Origin of the sequence: Duodenibacillus massiliensis (genome assembly GCF_928721995.1) — a bacterium.
Taxonomy (GTDB): Bacteria; Pseudomonadota; Gammaproteobacteria; order Burkholderiales; family Burkholderiaceae_F; genus Duodenibacillus; species Duodenibacillus massiliensis.
In genome coordinates this window covers 884,929-902,696 of sequence record NZ_OV788642.1, presented here as the reverse complement: position 1 = coordinate 902,696, position 17,768 = coordinate 884,929, and the positions used below count along the sequence as shown (strand labels likewise).

Annotated in this window: 19 protein-coding genes and 1 pseudogene; 3 read left to right on the top strand and 17 right to left on the bottom strand. The window is 57.9% G+C overall.

Features of this window, described 5'->3' with window-relative positions; all coding sequences use genetic code 11:
- Positions 1-79: 79 nt before the first annotated feature.
- From argJ to NXF97_RS10765, 3 genes and pseudogenes are all read left to right on the top strand, one after another.
- Complete coding sequence (gene argJ / locus NXF97_RS04095; RefSeq protein WP_074009810.1) at positions 80-1,309, top strand: bifunctional glutamate N-acetyltransferase/amino-acid acetyltransferase ArgJ; 1,230 nt, start codon at positions 80-82, stop codon at positions 1,307-1,309.
- Between the two features lie 2 nt (positions 1,310-1,311).
- Positions 1,312-2,202: an ATP-binding protein gene (locus NXF97_RS04090; RefSeq protein ID WP_022373835.1), complete on the top strand. Its 891-nt coding sequence runs from the start codon at positions 1,312-1,314 to the stop codon at positions 2,200-2,202.
- A pseudogene (locus tag NXF97_RS10765) lies at positions 2,199-2,606 on the top strand (NUDIX domain-containing protein); the annotation flags it as partial. The gene NXF97_RS04090 and the pseudogene NXF97_RS10765, both read left to right, overlap by 4 nt.
- A 350-nt stretch (positions 2,607-2,956) precedes the next feature.
- On the opposite strand, the gene NXF97_RS04080 reads toward NXF97_RS10765, so the two are convergent.
- The 17 genes from NXF97_RS04080 to NXF97_RS04000 form a co-directional block, all read right to left on the bottom strand.
- The gene (locus tag NXF97_RS04080; protein WP_074009812.1) at positions 2,957-3,172 is read right to left on the bottom strand and encodes a DNA gyrase inhibitor YacG; all 216 of its coding nucleotides are present in this window, start codon (positions 3,170-3,172) and stop codon (positions 2,957-2,959) included.
- Positions 3,173-3,247: 75 nt separating this feature from the next.
- Positions 3,248-3,859 carry a dephospho-CoA kinase gene (gene coaE, locus NXF97_RS04075; RefSeq protein ID WP_074009813.1) on the bottom strand — a complete coding sequence of 204 codons (612 nt, stop codon included), beginning with the start codon at positions 3,857-3,859 and terminating at the stop codon, positions 3,248-3,250.
- Between the two features lie 129 nt (positions 3,860-3,988).
- On the bottom strand, positions 3,989-4,990 hold the full coding sequence (locus tag NXF97_RS04070) for a tRNA dihydrouridine synthase (RefSeq protein WP_274956551.1): 1,002 nt from the start codon (positions 4,988-4,990) through the stop codon (positions 3,989-3,991).
- 13 nt (positions 4,991-5,003) lie between these two features.
- On the bottom strand, positions 5,004-6,146 hold the full coding sequence (locus NXF97_RS04065) for an MBL fold metallo-hydrolase (RefSeq protein WP_274956550.1): 1,143 nt from the start codon (positions 6,144-6,146) through the stop codon (positions 5,004-5,006).
- Positions 6,147-6,389: 243 nt separating this feature from the next.
- On the bottom strand, positions 6,390-6,764 hold the full coding sequence (locus NXF97_RS04060) for an H-NS histone family protein (RefSeq protein ID WP_274956549.1): 375 nt from the start codon (positions 6,762-6,764) through the stop codon (positions 6,390-6,392).
- Between the two features lie 104 nt (positions 6,765-6,868).
- Positions 6,869-7,504 carry an endonuclease III gene (gene nth, locus NXF97_RS04055; protein ID WP_274956548.1) on the bottom strand — a complete coding sequence of 212 codons (636 nt, stop codon included), beginning with the start codon at positions 7,502-7,504 and terminating at the stop codon, positions 6,869-6,871.
- 5 nt (positions 7,505-7,509) lie between these two features.
- Positions 7,510-8,100, bottom strand: coding sequence for an RnfABCDGE type electron transport complex subunit B (locus tag NXF97_RS04050; protein ID WP_022373036.1), 591 nt, complete (start codon positions 8,098-8,100; stop codon positions 7,510-7,512).
- On the bottom strand, positions 8,091-8,816 hold the full coding sequence (locus NXF97_RS04045) for a ferredoxin--NADP reductase (protein ID WP_274956547.1): 726 nt from the start codon (positions 8,814-8,816) through the stop codon (positions 8,091-8,093). Before NXF97_RS04045 ends, NXF97_RS04050 begins: the two co-directional genes overlap by 10 nt.
- Before the next feature lie 65 nt (positions 8,817-8,881).
- Entirely contained in the window at positions 8,882-9,205 is a 324-nt protein-coding gene (fdxA, locus tag NXF97_RS04040; protein ID WP_074009817.1) for a ferredoxin FdxA, read from the bottom strand.
- Positions 9,206-9,446: 241 nt separating this feature from the next.
- Complete coding sequence (locus NXF97_RS04035; protein WP_274956546.1) at positions 9,447-10,742, bottom strand: hypothetical protein; 1,296 nt, start codon at positions 10,740-10,742, stop codon at positions 9,447-9,449.
- Between the two features lie 80 nt (positions 10,743-10,822).
- Entirely contained in the window at positions 10,823-12,196 is a 1,374-nt protein-coding gene (locus NXF97_RS04030) for a PFL family protein (protein ID WP_022373033.1), read from the bottom strand.
- 36 nt (positions 12,197-12,232) lie between these two features.
- On the bottom strand, positions 12,233-12,793 hold the full coding sequence (locus NXF97_RS04025; RefSeq protein WP_274956545.1) for a glycine cleavage system protein R: 561 nt from the start codon (positions 12,791-12,793) through the stop codon (positions 12,233-12,235).
- 131 nt (positions 12,794-12,924) lie between these two features.
- Entirely contained in the window at positions 12,925-13,725 is an 801-nt protein-coding gene (locus tag NXF97_RS04020) for a TatD family hydrolase (protein ID WP_022373031.1), read from the bottom strand.
- Positions 13,726-13,731: 6 nt separating this feature from the next.
- The gene (locus NXF97_RS04015; protein ID WP_274956544.1) at positions 13,732-14,412 is read right to left on the bottom strand and encodes an ABC transporter ATP-binding protein; all 681 of its coding nucleotides are present in this window, start codon (positions 14,410-14,412) and stop codon (positions 13,732-13,734) included.
- The gene (locus NXF97_RS04010; protein ID WP_074009821.1) at positions 14,405-15,661 is read right to left on the bottom strand and encodes a lipoprotein-releasing ABC transporter permease subunit; all 1,257 of its coding nucleotides are present in this window, start codon (positions 15,659-15,661) and stop codon (positions 14,405-14,407) included. The genes NXF97_RS04015 and NXF97_RS04010 overlap by 8 nt, the downstream gene beginning before the upstream one ends.
- Positions 15,662-15,688: 27 nt before the next feature.
- Entirely contained in the window at positions 15,689-16,966 is a 1,278-nt protein-coding gene (iscB, locus tag NXF97_RS04005; protein ID WP_274956543.1) for an RNA-guided endonuclease IscB, read from the bottom strand.
- 282 nt (positions 16,967-17,248) lie between these two features.
- Positions 17,249-17,749: an aminoacyl-tRNA deacylase gene (locus NXF97_RS04000; protein WP_022372422.1), complete on the bottom strand. Its 501-nt coding sequence runs from the start codon at positions 17,747-17,749 to the stop codon at positions 17,249-17,251.
- Between the last annotated feature and the right edge of the window lie 19 nt (positions 17,750-17,768).

Sequence of the window (17,768 nt, the reverse complement as noted above, 5' to 3'; positions counted from 1 at the left end):
GGGTTATGATGACCCTTTGCGCAACGGTGTTTTCGGCGCCGTTATTTTTGCCAGTTAAAAAAGAATCGGAGAGACAGTCATGGCAGTTAATTTAAAGAGCCCGGACCCCCGGATGATTTTCCCTGTGGAAGGGGTGGAACTCGGTACCGCCCGCGCCGGCATCCGTAAGCCCGGCCGCCGGGATCTGCTGCTTGTGCGTCTTGCTGAAGGTTCGACCGTCGCCGGCGTCTTTACCCGGAACCGTTTTGCGGCAGCCCCGGTGCAGGTTTGCCGCGCGCATCTGGCGAAAACCAATGCCGTGCGCGCCATTGTCGTCAATACCGGCATCGCCAACGCCGGTACCGGTGAGACGGGCCTTATGAACGCTGAAAAGACCTGTGAGAAGGCCGCGGAACTTGTGGGCTGCGGCACAGACGCAGTGCTTCCCTTCAGCACGGGCGTCATCATGGAGCAGCTTCCCGTGGAGCGCCTCATCAAGGGGTTGCCCGAGGCGTATGCGGATCTTGCACCGGACAACTGGCTTGAGGCCGCGGAAGCCATCATGACCACGGATACCGTCTGCAAGGCTTTTTCCACCAAAGCGTTCCTCGAATTTGCCCGCATCACGGTAACCGGCATCAGTAAAGGCGCAGGCATGATTGAGCCGCGTATGGCCACAATGCTCGGCTTCATTGCCACCGACGCCGCAATCAGCGCGGAGGTTCTTCCCCTGATCGTCAAGCGCGTCGCCGACAAGAGCTACAACCGCATCACGGTGGATGGCGACACTTCCACCAACGACAGCTTTGTGGTGATTGCCACCGGCAAAGCCAAGATGGAACCGATCACGAGTGCCGATGATCCCCGGATTGATGCCGTTACCGAAGCGCTCTGCGTGGTGGCGCGGCATCTTGCCCAGTCCATGATCCGTGATGGTGAAGGGGCCACGAAATTTATTACGGTGCAGGTGCAGGGTGCTAAAAGCGAAGCCGAAGCCCTCCAGGTCTGCTACGCCGTGGCGCATTCGCCGCTGGTGAAGACCGCGTTTTTTGCCTCGGACCCCAACCTCGGACGTATTCTTGCTGCTGTGGGCAACAGCCGTGTCGAGGACCTTGACAGCTCCAAAGTGACGCTTTGGCTCGATGACGTGCTCGTTGCCGAGCACGGGGGCCGTGCTGCAGGCTACCGTGAAGAAGACGGTGTGCGCGTGATGGCGCAGCCTGAAATCACGGTGCGCATTGATTTGGGCAGAGGCGTGGCTTCGGAAACCGTCTGGACCACGGACCTCTCCCACGAGTACGTGACGATCAACGCCGATTACCGCAGTTAAGCATGACGCCGGAAAACGAAAAACTCTTCGGCGAGGTGCTCACGCGCCTTAAGGCGGTGCTCCCTGCGGCTGAAGATGAAACCGACTGGACACGACCGGCTTTCCGCTGGGTGCGCCGCACGTGCCTGGGCACCACGGTGGGGCGGCTTGAACCCGTGGAGAAATTCGCCCGCGTTGAGCTCGATGATCTGCTTTATATCGAGGGACAGAAGGCGGAACTTTTGGCCAACACCGAGCAGTTTGTAAAGGGGCTTCCCGCCAACAACGTGCTACTTACAGGCGCACGCGGTACGGGTAAAAGTTCGCTGATCCGCGGGTGCCTGACGCGTTTTTACGATGAGGGGCTGCGGCTCATTGAAATCGATAAGGATGATCTCAGAGATCTTGCCGATATCGTGCGGATCACGGCGCGCCGCCCCGAGCGCTTTATTCTCTTTTGCGATGATCTCTCCTTTGAACTCGGTGAGGGAGGCTACAAGGCGCTTAAAGCCGCATTGGACGGCTCGGTTGCCGCGGGCGGCGACAATCTCATCGTTTACGCCACGAGTAATCGCCGGCATCTGCTGCCCGAACCCGTGTCAGACAACGCACAGGCGGTTTTAGACGATGAAGGGGAGCTGCATCCCGGGGAAGTGCTTGAAGAAAAGCTCTCGCTTGCCGAGCGCTTCGGCCTGTGGCTCAGTTTCTATCCCTTCAGCCAGGACAAGTACCTTGCTGCCGTTTTTGCCGCTCTGCGCCGTTTCGGCGTTGAAGAGGCGGTCGTCACAAGCGAAGCTGTGCGTCTTGAAGCCCTGCAGTTTGCCCTGCAGCGCGGCGGCCGAAGCGGCCGCGTGGCGCTGCAGTACGCCCGTAACCGTGCGGGCAGTGAAAAACTCAAAGCCATGAGGAAGTGAAAGTGCCCGATCGTCCTGTCACCGAAGTTGCTGTTGCCGTTGTGATTGATCCTCAGAGCGGGAAGTTTTTGCTCGGATCACGTCCGGAAGGGAAACCCTACGCGGGTTACTGGGAATTTCCGGGCGGAAAACTCGAAAAGGGGGAGTCCGTGCACGAGGCGCTCGTGCGTGAACTCCGGGAGGAGCTGGATCTGACGATTACGGATTCGGTCCCCTGGTTTGTCATGGAGCACGACTATCCCCACGCCTATGTGAGGCTTCACTTCCGGCGTTCCTGGGCCTTCAGCGGAACGCCCAAGGCGCTGGAAAATCAGACGTTTTGCTGGTGTACGGCAGAGGACACCGGGACACTTGCCGCAATGAAGCTGCTGCCGATGGACGCGCTTGTGATCAGCCGGATTGCGCTGCCCGCGGTGCTGGCGGTGCCGGAAAGCTCCGCGGGGCTTACAAAGGCCGCGGACTTTGTCCGGCATACCAAGGGCGCAGCCTTTTTGGCTGAGGACGACACGGCCCTTCAATTTGCCGCTGAAAAGGGGCTTCCCGTGGTTGATCTGCGTGAGACGGGCTGCTGGGCGGCAACCGACGCCGAAGCCGATGAAGCGGCCGCCGACGGCGTTACCTATGCTCTCTGCGTCAATCCCGGCACGGACCTTGTGAGCCACCACCGCAACCGGCTGCCACTTTACGTGGAAGGGTCGCCCGAAACCCTGACGGAGTCCCTCAGGGCCGGTGCTCACGGCGTGTACTGCCGGTTTTAATCTTTGTCTTTTTTCTCTTCGGCGGCCTGACGCATCACTTCGGCCGCAAGGGCTTCGGGGTCAGCGGTTCCCGGAGCCCCTTCAATGCGGTATTCACCCGCGGCCCACTTGCCGAGGTCAATTAATTTGCAGCGCTCGCTGCAAAAAGGCCTCCAGGGGCTTTTAACGTCATACTCGTGCATCTTTTTGCACGTGGGACATTTCACAAGCATCGGTTTTTTTCCGGATAAAAACGGGCCGGCCCTTTTCCTAAAAAGACCGGCTCAGGACATGGGAAACCCGACAGTTTAGGCTTTTTTGGCACGGGCCATCGCGAGGTACTTGGCGTCAAGCTCGGCAACGGCCTCGGTGAGGTCGTCGATCGTGCCCACGTTGCTGATTACGTCATCGGCAGCGGCAAGGCGTTCCTTGCGGCTTGCCTGCGACTCAATGATGGCGCGTGCTTCTTCTTCGCTCATATGGCGGTTAAAGCGCAGGCGGCTGATCTGTTCGTCTTCGGGGACGTCGACCACCACGACGCGGGCGACGGCGTCCTTCCAGCGGCCGCTTTCCACCAAAAGCGGAATGCTCAGAATCACATAGTCTGCGCCGCTGACCTTTTTCAGTTCCTCGAAGATTTCCTTTTTGATCATCGGGTGCAGAATCGCTTCAAGCTTTTCTTTTTTCTTCGGGTCGCTGAAGACGATCTCGCGCATGAGTTCACGCTTAAGGCCGTTGGTGCCGATCACGTCCGCGCCGAATTCAAGCGCAATTTCCGGAAGGGCTTTACCCTGAGCGGCAGTGAGGACATGCGAAATTTCATCGGCGTCAATGACAGGGACGCCGAGTGCACGAAAGGCATCCGTGGCTGTGGTTTTGCCGCTGGCGATACCGCCGGTCAATCCGATAATAAGCGTCATACGTTTGCCTCTTTTGCAGTAGTGAAACGGAGACGAACCCGTGCGGGTCCTTTTCTTTTATTCTATCCGCAAATATGAGTATTTCTGCTTATTTTTGAAAAAGTCTTTCCGCAGCGTTGCTTTCGGGTATCAGCCAAGCGCTTTGCGCCAGCCGTAAACGGGTTCCGGCCGTATCTCGAGTTCGTTTTTCATGGCGTCAAGGGCGGCAAAGAAATCGTCCGGCGTCCTGGCTTTAAAGAGGCGCTTGATGTGCTTTTCCGGGTTTTCAAAGAGAAACTGCTGGAAAAACCAATACTCCTTTAACCGCATCACGGCGTTTTTGAGGCTTGAGAACGCCGCCGTGTAGTCCTTCAAGAGGGCATCGGTAAAGGCAAAGATCTCATCGTGCGTTGCCGCTTCGCCGCCGCGGGCTTTTCTGAAAAGCGCAGGATCGGCCATCAGGGAGCGCCCGACCATGAGTTCGACGGAACGGGGAAAGGCGGCAAGACGGGCTTTGAGGTCGGCGACCGTCACGATGTCGCCGTTTACGCCCAGGGGCATCGCAAGAAGGGGCAGAGCGTCCTGTAAGACGTTAAGCCTCACATCGCCCTTATACAGATCGGTTTTAAGCCGCGCATGCACAATCAGCCGTTTAATCGGGTGATGCGAATAAATCCGTGCAAGATCGGCAAACTCATACTCTTCGCTCCAGCCGAGTCGTGTTTTGACCGTGACGGGAATATCGTCTCCGAGCGTGTCAAAAACCGTACCGAAGAATGTGTCAAGTTCCGCAGGAGTTCGCAGAAATCCCGAACCCTTCCCTTTGGCAACGACGGTACCGGCGGGACAGCCCAGGTTGAGGTTCACTTCATCGTAGCCCATGTCAAGCAGCGCCCTCACGGCCCAGACAAAGTCCTCCGGGCGGCGCGTCAGAAGCTGAGGAACGCAATGAATTCCCCTGTTGACTGAAGGCGCAAGGTCCTTTAACTGCCGCTCGGTAAAGCGCGGCTCCTGTGTGGGCGTGACAAAGGGAATGTAGTAGGCATCCGCGCCGCCGAAAAAAGATTGGTGGAGGCGGCGGAACACATAACCGGTGAGGCCTTCCATCGGAGCAACGGTAAGGCGCACGCCGTTAAAAGAATCGGAACTCACGGGGAGACGGAAATCAAGGTTTTTCGGGCCACCAGATTTTACCTGCCGCCGCGGGATCAGCAAGCGCAATGCGTGAGCCGATCAGAGGCGTGGTGACCGGAATCCGCACAGAGCGGGCATTGTCAAGCGCTGCAGTGAGGGGTTCGGTCCATACGTGCCGGCTTAAGGCGTATTTGGCGTTATGGCAGGGCATGACAACGGCGGGCGCGATATCCGTGAGAGCCAGTTTCCAGTCCGCGGGCATCAGATGGATGTCAGACCACTCCTTGTTGTACTGGCCGTCTTCGAGTACGGCAAAGTCAATGCGCCCGAACATGTCTCTGACGGCCTTAAAGTGCGGGCCGTAACCGCCGTCGCCGGAGAGGTAGAGCTTGTAGCCAGCGATATCGAACATGAAGCCCGCCCAAAGCGTCGTGTTCATCGTCATCGTGCGGCCGGAGAAGTGCTGCGAGGGCAGGCAGGTGAGTTCAAGGTTGGGGGCAAGACGCACGGACTCATGCCAGACGGTTTCCGTGATCCGCTCGGGATCGTAGCCCCAGGCTTCAAAGTGCGCACCCACCCCCAGCGGACAGACCACACGCTTAACGCGTGATCTGATCGCCGCAATCGTCGGGTAGTCGAGGTGGTCGTAATGGTCGTGCGTGATGAGAAGGACGTCCAAGGGCGGAATGTCTTCGGCCCGGTAGACATCTGCTCCCTTAAAGGGCTCAAAAAAGCCGGGAATCGGGCAGGCGGCCGCAAGGGCCGGATCCACGGCAATCGAAAGACCTTCGGCTCTGAGGTAAAACGCCGAGTGTCCGAGCCAGACCATTTCGCCGTTACGGACGCTGCTGAGGTCGGTTTTCTGGTGCGCAACCGGCGCCGAAGGCTTGACGCCCTCGGGTTTTTCGGCAAAGGCCTTGGTGATCTTTTTCCAGCGGGATTCCGCGACAGCCGGACCTCGGGTGCCGCCGGGGAGGTTGTGAAACGCACCGTCCCGGTAGTTTTTCTCCGCCATCATGCGCGCAAGGCGCTCGCCCTGAAAGCTGCCGCCGAGCTCAAGCGAGACATGATGCACACCTGTTGCTGCCGCAACAGCCGTGCCCGAGCCGGCAATGGCAGCGGCAAAGGGGAGTTTCAGCAGGCGGCGTCGGTTGAAGTCAACAAGTCCGGACATGGTGCGGAAAATTTCTCACGAAAAATCGGTCAGACAAACTCAGCTTAACGATAACGCAGCGTTTTGAAGCAGTGCGTTTCAAATTCTGGTAAAGCGTAACAGAGGTTTCTCAAAAAACAGACCGGATGAGCAACGATTGCGGATATCTGCCTTAATACGGGCAGTTTCGGATAACCTGTAAAATAAAACCGCCCGCAGTACGGTTATCGCGGGCGGCTTTTGAACTCAATATTGAGAGACGGCTCAGAGCTGTTCAGCGGGCGTCTTTTCAATGAGCATGGATTCAAGCGGCGTGCCCGCATCCACGAGTTCACGCATCTTCACGGGCATCTTGCCGCGGCCCGTCCAGGTACAGGCGCCGTCAGGGGTCACATACTTCGGCTTAATGGTGCGCTTGGGCTTGTCGGCAACAGCGGTCTTTGTCTTGCGGCCGCGCGTACCCTTGAGAATCTTCGGGGTACAGGTGCCTTCGAAATCGAGGTCAGAGGGCTTAAAGCCGAACATGGCGATAAGACAGTTAATGGTATCGATGGCGTCCTTACGGAACGATTCCTTCTTGGCACGGACCTGATCTTCCTGCAGCTGCAGCTTGCGCAGTTCCTGAATATCAACGGACATTTGAATATCCCTGTGTTTGTTTAGTGAATATCAGCATTGTAATTAATACGGACGCAGATAATCACGGAGAAACACTTTTTTAATTTCTTTTTTGCGAAACTAAATTACTCTTTCGTTTTTTCCGGATATTCACACAAATCAAAAATCGGACAGGCGCCGCACTCGGGTTTTCTTGCCTTGCAGCAGTAGCGGCCGTGCAGCAAAAGCCAGTGGTGCGCATTGGTGAGAAACTCTTTGGGCGTGGTTTTCAGCAGTTTTTCCATCACGTCCTGCGGCGTTTTTCCTGGAGCAATACCGGTACGGTTTGCGACGCGGAAAATATGCGTGTCAACGGCAATCGTGGGTTTACCGAAAGCGACATTTAAAACTACATTGGCGGTTTTAGTGCCGACACCGGGCAGTTTCGTGAGCGCATCAAAATCGGCAGGGACTTCGCCGTTAAAGTCTTTTTCCAGAATCGTGCAGGTGTCAATAATGTGTTTTGCCTTGGCGCGCCACAGACCGATCGTGCGGATATAGGGCTCAAGGCCTTCGACGCCCAAGGCGGCAATCGCATGCGCGGTATTGGCCGCCGGAAAGAGTTTGGCGGTGGCGATATTGACACTCTTGTCGGTTGCCTGCGCTGAAAGCATCACGGCAATCAGTAATTCAAAGGGCGTCGTGTAATTGAGTTCGCTTTTGGGGTCGGGCCGCTCGGCGGAGAGAATTTCAAATATCCGGCGGCGTTTTTCTTTATTCATTTTTTTTATTTTTGCTGAAGCAGTGCGGCGCGTTTTAAAACATCTGCCATCAGGGATTTTTTATTGACGGCAAGGCGCTCAGCTGTTTCCGTGAGTTTTTTCAGTTTTCGCTCGGCCCTGGCTTTTTTGGCTTCATAACGGCCTTTGGCGGCCCGGGCGTCGTCTTTGCTCCAGACTTTGCCGCACTCAACGAGTGTTATGCAGTCCATGGGGCAGGCCGTGAGGCAAAGCGCACAGCCCGTGCATTCGCTTTCAATGACGGCGTAGAGGTGCTTGGGAGCGCCCGCAATACAGTCAACGGGGCAGATTTTGGCGCAGAGCCGGCACCCGATGCAGCGACCGGCATCGATGCGCGCAAACGCAAAGGGGGCTTCGTGCCCGTATTCGGGATTGAGTTTTGTTTCAGCGCGGTGTAATGCGGCAGCCAGGATTTTGACGCCGGCATCGCCGCCCGGAGGGCAACGGTCGGGGGCCGTGCCCGTAAGCATCGCCTCGGCGTATTCGCGGCAACCAGCAAATCCGCACTGTCGGCACTGCGTCTGCGGCAGAAGACTTTCGAGCTCTGCCGCAGAGGGTTGGTTATGACTTAAAGCCAAAAGTTTTCCGCGAGAAGCTGGCCGGGTTTGCCGCCTCTCGGGCTCACAATGCCGCGGGCCTTCATGGCTTCGCGCACACTCTTGACCATGCCCGGATTGCCGCAGAGCATGACGCGGGAGTGTTCTTTTTCGATGGTGATGCCGGCAAGCTTTTCAAGCGAGCCGTCAGCCAAAGCGTCGGGAATACGTTCGTTTACCGCCGCCCCTTTTTCGCGCGTCACGCAGGCAACAACGGTAAGTTTGGGACTGCGCTTAACCAAGCGCGAAACGTAGCCCGTTTCATTCCAGGTGCGCACGCCGTGTACGAGAATCAGGCGTTCAAAGCGCGATGTGATCGATTCATCGGAGAGAACGGCGAGAAACGGCGAAACACCGGTACCGGAAGCAAACATCCAGAGGTCTTTGCCGCCCGCTTCCAGGCGGTCCGCAAGAAGCATGCCGCCCACTTCCGTGTCGATTAAAACGGAGTCGCCGGTTTTAATCTGATTGAGTTTCGGCGAGAGAATACCGCCCGTGACGTTCGCAATATAAAAGTCCACGGTTTCGCTTGCCGGAGCCGAGCCGATCGAATAAGCGCGGAAAACCTCATCGCCTTCGATTTTCAGGCCCATCCGGGCAAATTCACCGGTCTTCCAGGTAAAGCCTTCGGGGTTCACCAGACGCAGTTGGATGACGTTGTCGGCAACATGCTCTGCCGATGCAACACGGGTAGTCATTACAGCCATTTCTAAAGCCTCTGCCAAAGAAAAAGTGCCGGGATGCGCGTAAGGGGCAACGCCGGTTAACGCTTCAGATACTGAAGCTTGTTTTTCACTCCGCGCCACTGATCGGCATCGTCCGGATAGGGCTTCTTGTGCGTGATGGAAGGCCACTGGCGGGCGAGTTCACGGTTGAGCTCAATGAATTCCTGCTGATCTGCGGGAACATCCTCTTCGGCATAGATCGCGGCTTCCGGACATTCCGGAACGCACACGGCGCAGTCGATGCATTCGTCGGGATCGATCACCAGAAAGTTGGGACCTTCCCGGAAGCAGTCAACCGGGCAGACATCAACGCAGTCGGTGCGTTTGCAGCCGATGCAGGCTTCACAGACAACGTGGGCCATGGTGCTGAGTTACTCCTCAATAGTGAGACAGAAAAAGAACGTAACCGCTTATTTTATCAGCGCCGAGCGCTTCTGAATTCGCATGGGCGGCCTCGTCTTTTCGGATGCTGTCTCGGATTGCCGGGCATCTTACGCGCTGAAAAACCTTATGTTCTGCAGGCTTATGCTCAGTCTGATGGCGGAAATAGACGCACTCTAAAAATCGAAAAACAGCCCGAAGGCCGTCTTGTTTTTTCCTTGGTTAAGCAAGGTTCAGATAGAGCGCCGCGGCACGCAGGGCTTCCGCGGGATCGCGGTAAAGCCTTGCAAGATCGGCCGCAGATGAGACCGCATTGCCGGCATTTTTGCGCCGGCTGTTGTCGTTGCGGGTGACGGCTGCGGCAAGCTTTTCAACCGCTTCACCGTTTAATACCGCTGCGGAGTTTGTACCCCGTACAACTTCGGAGAGGAAAAAGACCGAAGCGGTTGTATCGGGAGCCGGTGTCCGGCTGACAAGTGCCTTGAGGCGCAAAAGTGTCGTTGCCGTCGGGGGCAGCGACGTTAAAAAGAAGACGGCGTTATTGGAATCGGCTTCCGGCACGAGCCGAATGAGACTGCCTTCTGAGAGCCCCGGCCAGGCTTTTTGCAGCGTTTTGGTGAAAAGCCTTCCGGGCACGAGATCGGCACTGTAGTGCTCCTCTCCGGCAGCAATTGTCTGCGCGATCCGGGCGTTTTGCGGCGTTTTTTCAAACGCGCGGGAAAGCGTCTTTTGCTTGGCGGCATCCGTGACGGAAACAACCCAGTCGGCGCCTTCGGTGAGGGCCGCAGAGGCTTCCTTTTTGCTGCAGCAGACGTGCGGTGCAAGAAGCGTACCGGTCAGAGACACGCCCGAGGCGAAAAGTCCGCCCAAAGAAAGCGTTGTCTCAAGTACCGCCTCACGGGCGTGCCAGGTGAGGGGGGCGGCTGTGCTGCCGTCAGCCGGGCGGATGCAGTCCATCAGGACTTTAAGCAATGTCTGCTGAAAGGCCGCCGGCTTAAAGAGCATCAGGACTTCGCGGATGGTTTCAGCCGTTGCGGCCGATTCGTTTGTTGTCTGCGTGAGTTTGCTGAGAAACGCCGACTGCTCGGACAAAAACCGGGCGGCGTCTTCGCAGCCGGGTTTGCCGGCCATGGCGGTAAGCCACAGTGCGGCCAAAACGGGACGCAGGTCAAGCAGGCTGTTTTCAGTTGTCCGTGCGGGCGCACTGACGGCGGGTTTTACCGCCGCCATGGGCTCAGAAAAGAGGTCGTACATGTCAATGCCGACCGAATCCTCAGGGGTGCTGTCAACCCGGGCCAGGTCCTTGATGCGGCCGCTGATTTCAGCCTGTGCGGCATGGGCCTTCCAGGAAGAGGCAAACGTAAAGACCCCCTGCCGGATTTCCCCCACGTCCAGGCGCTTGACGGTGCCGTCGGTCTGTTTTTCATCAAAAAAGACGTACAGCACATCCGGGTCCGCTGTGGACTGACTGTACGAGCCCTGCGGAATCTCGGGAAATCTGGCGAAATCGATCTGCATGAAACAAAAACTCTGTCGTTGGAAAAACCGGCAGGCGCATTATCCCGCGCCGCCGGTTTTGGTGCATGCCTTTTGCGGTTTTAGTTTTTAAGGCTGTGAATCGGAGCGGGGATGCGGCCGCCCAAGTTTGCAAAAGTTGAGCTGTCGCCGCCCGGGACGCGGATGATGCTTGCTTCACCCAAGAGTCCCCCGAAGACCGCCACGTCGCCCACTTTCTTGCCGGGGACCGGAATCACGCGCACGGCCGTCGTTTTGTTGTTGATCATGCCGATTGCGGCTTCGTCGGCAATCATGGCGGCGATGGTGTCGGCCGGCGTGTCGCCCGGAATGGCGATCATGTCCAGGCCCACGGAGCACACGCACGTCATCGCTTCGAGTTTTTCCATCGTGAGGGCGCCTGAGCGGGCAGCGGCTTCAATCGCGCTGTCTTCGCTTACCGGAATAAAGGCGCCGGAGAGGCCGCCCACGTTGCCGGAAGCAAAGACGCCGCCCTTTTTCACGGCGTCATTGAGCATTGCAAGAATCGCGGTTGAACCCGGAGCTCCGATCGAAGACAGCCCCAGCGTCTGAAAGATTTCGCCCACGCTGTCGCCCACGGCCGGCGTGGGTGCAAGCGAGAGATCCGCCACACCGAACGGCAGATTCATTTCGCGGGCCACGTTGCGGCCGATCAATTCACCCACACGCGTTACCTTGTAGGCGGTGTGCTTGATGACTTCAGCGATTTCAGAAAGCGTCAGACGCCGGCCGGTTTCTTCAATGGCGCGCTGCAGGGCTTTGTTGACAACGCCGGGGCCTGAGACCCCGACGTCAATCACCACATCGGGTTCACCGACGCCGAGATAGGCGCCCGCCATGAAGGGGACGTCCTGCGGAATGTTGCAGAACACGACGAGCTTGGCGGCGCCGAGGCCGTCGCGCTCTGCAGTGGCTTCGGCAACGGCCTTCACGGTTTTACCCATGAGAGCCACGGCATCCATGTTGATGCCGGCCTTGGTGCTGCCCACGTTAATCGACGAGCAGATGCGCTCGGTTGTGGCAAGCGCCTCAGGAAGCGCTTCAATGAGGTTTTTCTCGCCCGGGGTCATGCCCTTTTCAACGAGAGCGCCGAAACCGCCGAGAAAGTTGACGCCAACGTCGGCCGCGGCATCGTCTAAAACCTTACAGGCACGGACCATCTGATCGCGGGTGAAGCCCGCGCCCACGGTCCCGATGGGGCTCACGGCAATGCGCTTGTTGACAACGGGGATGCCGTAGCGGTCGCCGATCATGTCGCAGGTTTCCACAAGGCGCCGGGCGTACTTGCGGATCTTGCTTCTGACTTTGACTTCAAAGACGTCAAAGTCGTGGCTGGCGCAGTCAAAAAGGTTGATGCCGAGCGTGACGGTGCGTACATCAAGGTGTTCGCTCCGCAGCATATTGATGGTGGATAAAACCTCGCGTTCACTAAGCATGGTGTTCTTTTTCCGGTAAAAGGCTCGTTAATGGGGTCAGATGGCTTCAATGCGGTGCACGGCTTCAAAGATCGCACGGTGCTGCATCGTGAGGTTGAGATTCATCGCTTTGGCTCTTTCAAGCATCACGCGGTGAAGGCTGCGGGTGTCAATGTCATCGGGAATGCTCACTTCAAAAACCTGCATGGAGGAGCCGTCCCCTAACGGGAAAGCGCGCAGTGCCTCAATATTGATGCCCTGCTCGCCGAAGATATGCGCAAAAGTCCCCACGATGTCGTTGCGGTCCTTGCCGTAAACGCTGATCACAAAAGGCTGTGAGGCAGGGGCCTCGTGCTCGGGGTTTTCCATGTCGCGCGTGATGATGGAAAGCTTCATCTTCTTCTTTGCGGTCTCTTTTTCGAGGGCCTCTTGCAGAGCATTGTTGGAAAGGTCCGCGGGTTTGTCCACGACGTAGATGCCGGCAAACTGATTGTGCAGCGCCGTCTGCGTCATGTGTTCAATGTTGCAGTTAAGCCGCGTCATCACTGATGAAACGCAGGCCACAACCCCGGGCTGATCCAGGCCGATGACGGCAACGATCACGTTGTTTGTCTGCATGTGTAATGCCTCCGAAGACAGGTTTCCGCAGGAAATACGGAAATTTTGAGAATGTATCTCTCCATCATAGCCCAAGCCCGCTGACGCGCCCTCTGTTAAGCGCCTTAGAGCCGGAAAATATTTCGGATGCTTCAGGCTGCCATGCGGGAAAAGACGGCCAGGGCACTCTCCCGGGCAAGACGGGCCAGATTTTCCGGGCTCACGCCGCGGATACGGGCGGCTTCTTCACAGTAAAGGGCAATGTCGGCGGGATGCGTGCGGCTGTCCGCGTCGGCGCGGCGCCCGGGCGAGGGCATGTCGGGTGCGTCGGTTTCGAGCACAAAGTCCGTGTCGCCGATTTCAGCAAAAATGCGGCGGATGCGCTTGGAACCGGTGTACATGAGTGCGCCGCCGAAACCGAGCTTAAAGCCGAGATCAATGAGGCGCTTAGCCTGCTCAGATGACCCGTTAAACGCGTGAATGACGCCGCGTCTGACACCGCTTTTGCGGATTGCGGCGCTCACGGCATCCACGGCGTGGCGGGCATGTATGGAAACAGGCAGATCAAACTCGGCGGCAAGCTTAAGCTGAGCGGCAAAAACGGGGAGCTGCTCAGCCACTGTCGGTGTCTCGATATAGCCGTCCAGTCCGATTTCGCCCACGGCGGCAAGACGGGGGTCGTCCGCGTGCGCACTCAGAAAGTCTTTAAGGGCCGTGAGTGCCGCTTCAGTTTCCTCTTCTTCAGGGAGAAAAAGGGGATGAATGCCCGCGGCGTAGTGCAGGCCGTAGGTGTGCGCGGCGGAGCGCGCCGCCTCAAAGCCCGCAGGAAACCCGGCGCACACAAGAATGTCGGTGACACCGGCGGTGCGGGCTTCATGAACGAGCTCGGCCCGGTCTTTGTCAAAGGCCGGACAGTCGAGGTGACTGTGCGTGTCAATAAGGCCTGCGGGCATCGGCGGTCATTCCTCCCGGATCGTGCCGTCTACAAGGCGCAGGACGCGGTCGCAGCGTGCTGCAATCGTGTTGTCGTGCGTGACGATTACGGCCGCAGCCCCGCATTCGCGGGCGCTTTCGGCAAGAATGTCAAAAACGGCGACGGCGGTTTCGGCGTCAAGGTTCCCGGTCGGCTCATCGGCGAGGATGCAGACGGGATCAGCAGCCAGGGCGCGGGCCACCGCCGTTCGCTGACGCTCGCCCCCCGAGAGTTCCGACGGAAGGTGCTCGAGCCTTTCTCCCAAGCCCACTTTTTCCAAAAGTGCTTTGGCCTTGGCAAACGCCTTTTCCCGCGGCACGCGGGCAATCAGAAGCGGCATCGCCGCATTTTCCAGGGCCGTAAATTCCGGCAGCAGATGGTGAAACTGATAGATAAAGCCGAGCTTTCGGTTTCTGAGGGTGTCAAGCGCAGCGCCGTTTAGTCCGGCTAGTTCCTCGCCGTCTAAGCGGATGGAGCCCGCGTCAAACCCGTCAAGGCCGCCCGCAGCATGAAGCAGCGTACTTTTCCCGGAACCCGAGGCTCCGATTACCGCGATGGTTTCGCCGCGCTCCACGGAAAAGGTGACGTCTTTGAGAACCGGCACCACGCGGCCGTTTTCGGCGTAGCTTTTACGGACATGCTCTAAAACCAGGACGGGACTATTCATAGCGCAGGGCCTCGGCCGGATGGGTGCGTGACGCGCGCCACGAGGGGTAAAGCGTCGCCGCAAGACTCAGAATAAAGCTCAGCACGGCAATGGGCACGATGTCTGAGGCTCTCGGATCAGAGGGCATCTGACTGATGAAGTAGATTTCCCTGGGCAGAAACTGCGTGCCCAAAAGCGATTCAATCGCCGGAACGATCACATCAAGGTTCATGGCTATCGCGAGGCCGGAAGCCACGCCCGCAGCGACACCCACGGCCGCAACCATGGCACCCTCGATGATGAAGATCATCATGATCGAGCGCTTTGAGGCGCCGAGCGTGCGCAGCACCGCAATGTCGGTCTGCTTTTCCGTCACGGTCATCACAAGGGCGGAGACAAGACCGAAAGCGCCCACAAGCACAATAAGGAAAAGAATCACGGCCATCATGCGCTTTTCAACCTGCACGGCGGCAAACCAGGTGCGGTTTTGCTGCGTCCAGTCTGTGGCGTACTGGCCGCGGGGGAGTTTGGCCGACACAGCGCGGGCAATTGCTGGGGCGTTCTGCATGTCGTCCGTGCGGATGCGAAGGCCTGCAGGGCCCCCGGTACGGTACAAAACGGCGGCGTCATCGATATGCATGAGGCTCATCGTGCTGTCGTACTCATAGTGCCCGGAGGAAAAAAGGGCACTGACCTTCATCTGCTTCATGCGCGGCACAAAGCCTGCAGGCGAAACATTGCCCTTGGGGACGATGAGCGTGACGGTATCTCCGACCGTCACGCCGAGAAGACGCGCGAGGTCTTTGCCGAGAACGATGTTAAAGCTGCCTTTGGTAAGCGTGGCAAGCCCTTCTTTTCCGACGGTCTGCGCGAGTTCACTCACCTTGGGTTCTTCCGCGGGATCAATGCCGCGCACAAGTGACGCTCTGACCGTGCGGCCGCCCGAGAAAAGCCCCTGGCCGGAAACAAAGGGTGCGGCGGCGGCAACCCCGTCAACTTCGGTAAGTTCCGCCGCTTCCGCCTTCCAGTCGGGCAGGGCCCCGGTGAGGCTAACCACCTCCACGTGCGAGAGCACCGAGAGCATGCGGTCACGGACTTCCTTCTGAAAGCCGTTCATGACGGAAAGCACAATGATGAGTGCCATCACGCCCACGGCGATGGAAGCGGTCGACATCCCGGAGATAAAACTCATAAAGCCGTCTTTGCGGCGCCCTCTGCGGCCCGCGCGCATGTAGCGCAGGCCGATCATGAGCTCAAACGGCAGGCTCATAGAAATGCCGCGAGGAAACCCGCGTCTTCAGACGTGGGAGGAATCGCGGCCCTCCTTTCTCAGTTCAGTTAAAAACATCTTTCGCTTCTCAAGAAGCGAAAGTTTCTTGTAGGAAATGCTGGCAGAAATCTTTGTACCGTTCAGACGGCGCACATCGAATGCACCCGAGGAGCGTCTGCCAAAAATAAAGCCGACTTCCCCTTTGCACAGCACCTTGTCAAAGAGCCTGAAGCCGTGCACTAGGTATGGAGCCTGATGGCGCTTGCGCACACCGCCTTTGAGAATCGTCAGCTTGTGGATCTGGCGATTGCGGCGGCGCGTCTGTTTCTGAAACAGGTATTCGCCCCGACGTTTTGCGTCGAGGACGCCAGCAATGCAGAAAGCGTCCGCGCAATGCGTCTTCGGCAAGCCCGCGACGATGCGCTTGTGTTTGGTCAGATACCCGTAGGTATTCGTGACAGGCAATTCGGGATGGCGCTCGCGCAGGCGGTTGAACACCGTCCAACGCATGATGCCCATGAAAGTCTCTGCCCTGAAAGAAGCGCCGCGCCGGGGACTGAACTGCTTCAACTTGCCTGCGTGATACGCCTTGTGGCACGCCTCGCACAGCGTAATGAGGTTGCCCGGCGCGTCGTCTCCCGTTTTCCGACTCTCAATGTGATGCACGTTGAGAATCAGATCTTTCGATCTGCCTTTGCAGGCTTGGCAAACGTGACCGTCGCGGAACAGCACATATTCGCGCACGTTCCAAAAGCCAAGCTGCTCGCCCTGCTGATAGCCTTCGCCTTCAATCTCTGGGTTTTTGATCTTCTGAATGTCGAAGGATGCGGTTTCAATCACGATTTTGGTGATCGGAAGCACTCGGCAAACCGCTTCAATGCGCGATATGTGCGCCTGAATGCGGTTCTCCACGGACGGCGCAAGCCAACCCTTGTGCTTTGATCGAACGCGATTGTCAAAACGCGGCGCACGGTAGCGGGTCTTGCGGTTGCGTCGGGCGCGGCGAAGTGCCAAGCGATCTGAGAGCAAGCCCGTCACGTCCTGCCGCAGTTCGACCTCGGAAGCCAACAACTCTTCCTTGGCGGTCGTTGCGCTCAGGCCGACGTACTTGTAGCCCGCATCCACACCCAAGGTGATCGGCTGCTTGGTTTCGCCCGTCGGCACCGTCAGTTGAATCACAAAGGGCGTTCGGCGCACAGGCACGGCCTTCCCGGCCCGAAGGAGCTTACGCGCCTTGGGCGGGGAGCACGGCATGAGCGGTTGCCCGCGCATATTCAACACAAAAACTTTCAAAGTGTTCTCCATTGACGGATACCTCGCGGGCTCCGTCTGCTCGACCTTGTGGTCGGTTCTGATCCTTCGCCAATGTTGGAAGGGGTTTGTTGTCTGAAGCACCGCTCCTACCTCTCAGAGCTTTTAACCGCAGACCGCAGAGCGCGGGACTAGGATCGACATCCCGCGGTGCCTGTTTGCGTCCCGTCTTGCGACGGAACGGATTCCCAACCAACGGAGTCCGTCCGAAAACGGACTGAGGCTAGTCAACCAAGACTTGTTGCCAAGCCTCTGACTTCAGTCAGGGGTAGTTGACTATTTATGTCCCTCTTCGATGGCCACATGCACGGGCACGGCCTTTAAGGCGTCAACCAAAACGCGCCCTGCTATTTTCACAAGAAAACCGCGCCGACCGCCGTTGATGTAAATCTCGGGCATGTCAACGATGGTGGATTCCACATACACGGGCATCACCTTGCGCGTACCGAAGGGACTCGTGCCTCCGACCATATAGCCGGAATTGCGCTGCGCCTGCTCGGGTTTGCAGGGCGCAATGCTTTTGCGGCCCGTCTGACGCGCGAGGTTTTTGGTGGAGACTTCACAGTCACCGTGCATCAGAATCACGAGGGGCTTGGCGTGCTCATCCTCCATGATGAGGGTTTTCACAACCTGGTGGTGGTCAACGCCCAGCTGGCGGCTGGCTTCCGCGGTGCCGCCGTGCTCCACATAGTTGTAGCTCATTTCAACAAAATCCACATTGTGTTTTTTGAGCCACTCGGTGGCGGGCGATGCGCTTTCGTGTTTGGATTTACTCATGATCAGTGTGCTGCGGCAG

What these genes read in the sequence shown, in the direction of transcription:
- NXF97_RS04015 (WP_274956544.1), bottom strand. Translation starts at nt 14,412, where the DNA reads ATGAATAGTCCCGTCCTGGTTTTAGAGCATGTCCGTAAAAGCTACGCC.
- NXF97_RS04035 (WP_274956546.1), bottom strand. Translation starts at nt 10,742, where the DNA reads ATGCAGATCGATTTCGCCAGATTTCCCGAGATTCCGCAGGGCTCGTAC.
- NXF97_RS04030 (WP_022373033.1), bottom strand. Translation starts at nt 12,196, where the DNA reads ATGCTTAGTGAACGCGAGGTTTTATCCACCATCAATATGCTGCGGAGC.
- NXF97_RS04025 (WP_274956545.1), bottom strand. Translation starts at nt 12,793, where the DNA reads ATGCAGACAAACAACGTGATCGTTGCCGTCATCGGCCTGGATCAGCCC.
- NXF97_RS04065 (WP_274956550.1), bottom strand. Translation starts at nt 6,146, where the DNA reads ATGTCCGGACTTGTTGACTTCAACCGACGCCGCCTGCTGAAACTCCCC.
- NXF97_RS04020 (WP_022373031.1), bottom strand. Translation starts at nt 13,725, where the DNA reads ATGCCCGCAGGCCTTATTGACACGCACAGTCACCTCGACTGTCCGGCC.
- NXF97_RS04045 (WP_274956547.1), bottom strand. Translation starts at nt 8,816, where the DNA reads ATGACTACCCGTGTTGCATCGGCAGAGCATGTTGCCGACAACGTCATC.
- NXF97_RS04080 (WP_074009812.1), bottom strand. Translation starts at nt 3,172, where the DNA reads ATGCTTGTGAAATGTCCCACGTGCAAAAAGATGCACGAGTATGACGTT.
- NXF97_RS04000 (WP_022372422.1), bottom strand. Translation starts at nt 17,749, where the DNA reads ATGAGTAAATCCAAACACGAAAGCGCATCGCCCGCCACCGAGTGGCTC.
- NXF97_RS04060 (WP_274956549.1), bottom strand. Translation starts at nt 6,764, where the DNA reads ATGTCCGTTGATATTCAGGAACTGCGCAAGCTGCAGCTGCAGGAAGAT.
- NXF97_RS04010 (WP_074009821.1), bottom strand. Translation starts at nt 15,661, where the DNA reads ATGAGCCTGCCGTTTGAGCTCATGATCGGCCTGCGCTACATGCGCGCG.
- fdxA (WP_074009817.1), bottom strand. Translation starts at nt 9,205, where the DNA reads ATGGCCCACGTTGTCTGTGAAGCCTGCATCGGCTGCAAACGCACCGAC.
- coaE (WP_074009813.1), bottom strand. Translation starts at nt 3,859, where the DNA reads ATGACGCTTATTATCGGATTGACCGGCGGTATCGCCAGCGGCAAAACC.
- nth (WP_274956548.1), bottom strand. Translation starts at nt 7,504, where the DNA reads ATGAATAAAGAAAAACGCCGCCGGATATTTGAAATTCTCTCCGCCGAG.
- iscB (WP_274956543.1), bottom strand. Translation starts at nt 16,966, where the DNA reads ATGGAGAACACTTTGAAAGTTTTTGTGTTGAATATGCGCGGGCAACCG.
- argJ (WP_074009810.1), top strand. Translation starts at nt 80, where the DNA reads ATGGCAGTTAATTTAAAGAGCCCGGACCCCCGGATGATTTTCCCTGTG.
- NXF97_RS04090 (WP_022373835.1), top strand. Translation starts at nt 1,312, where the DNA reads ATGACGCCGGAAAACGAAAAACTCTTCGGCGAGGTGCTCACGCGCCTT.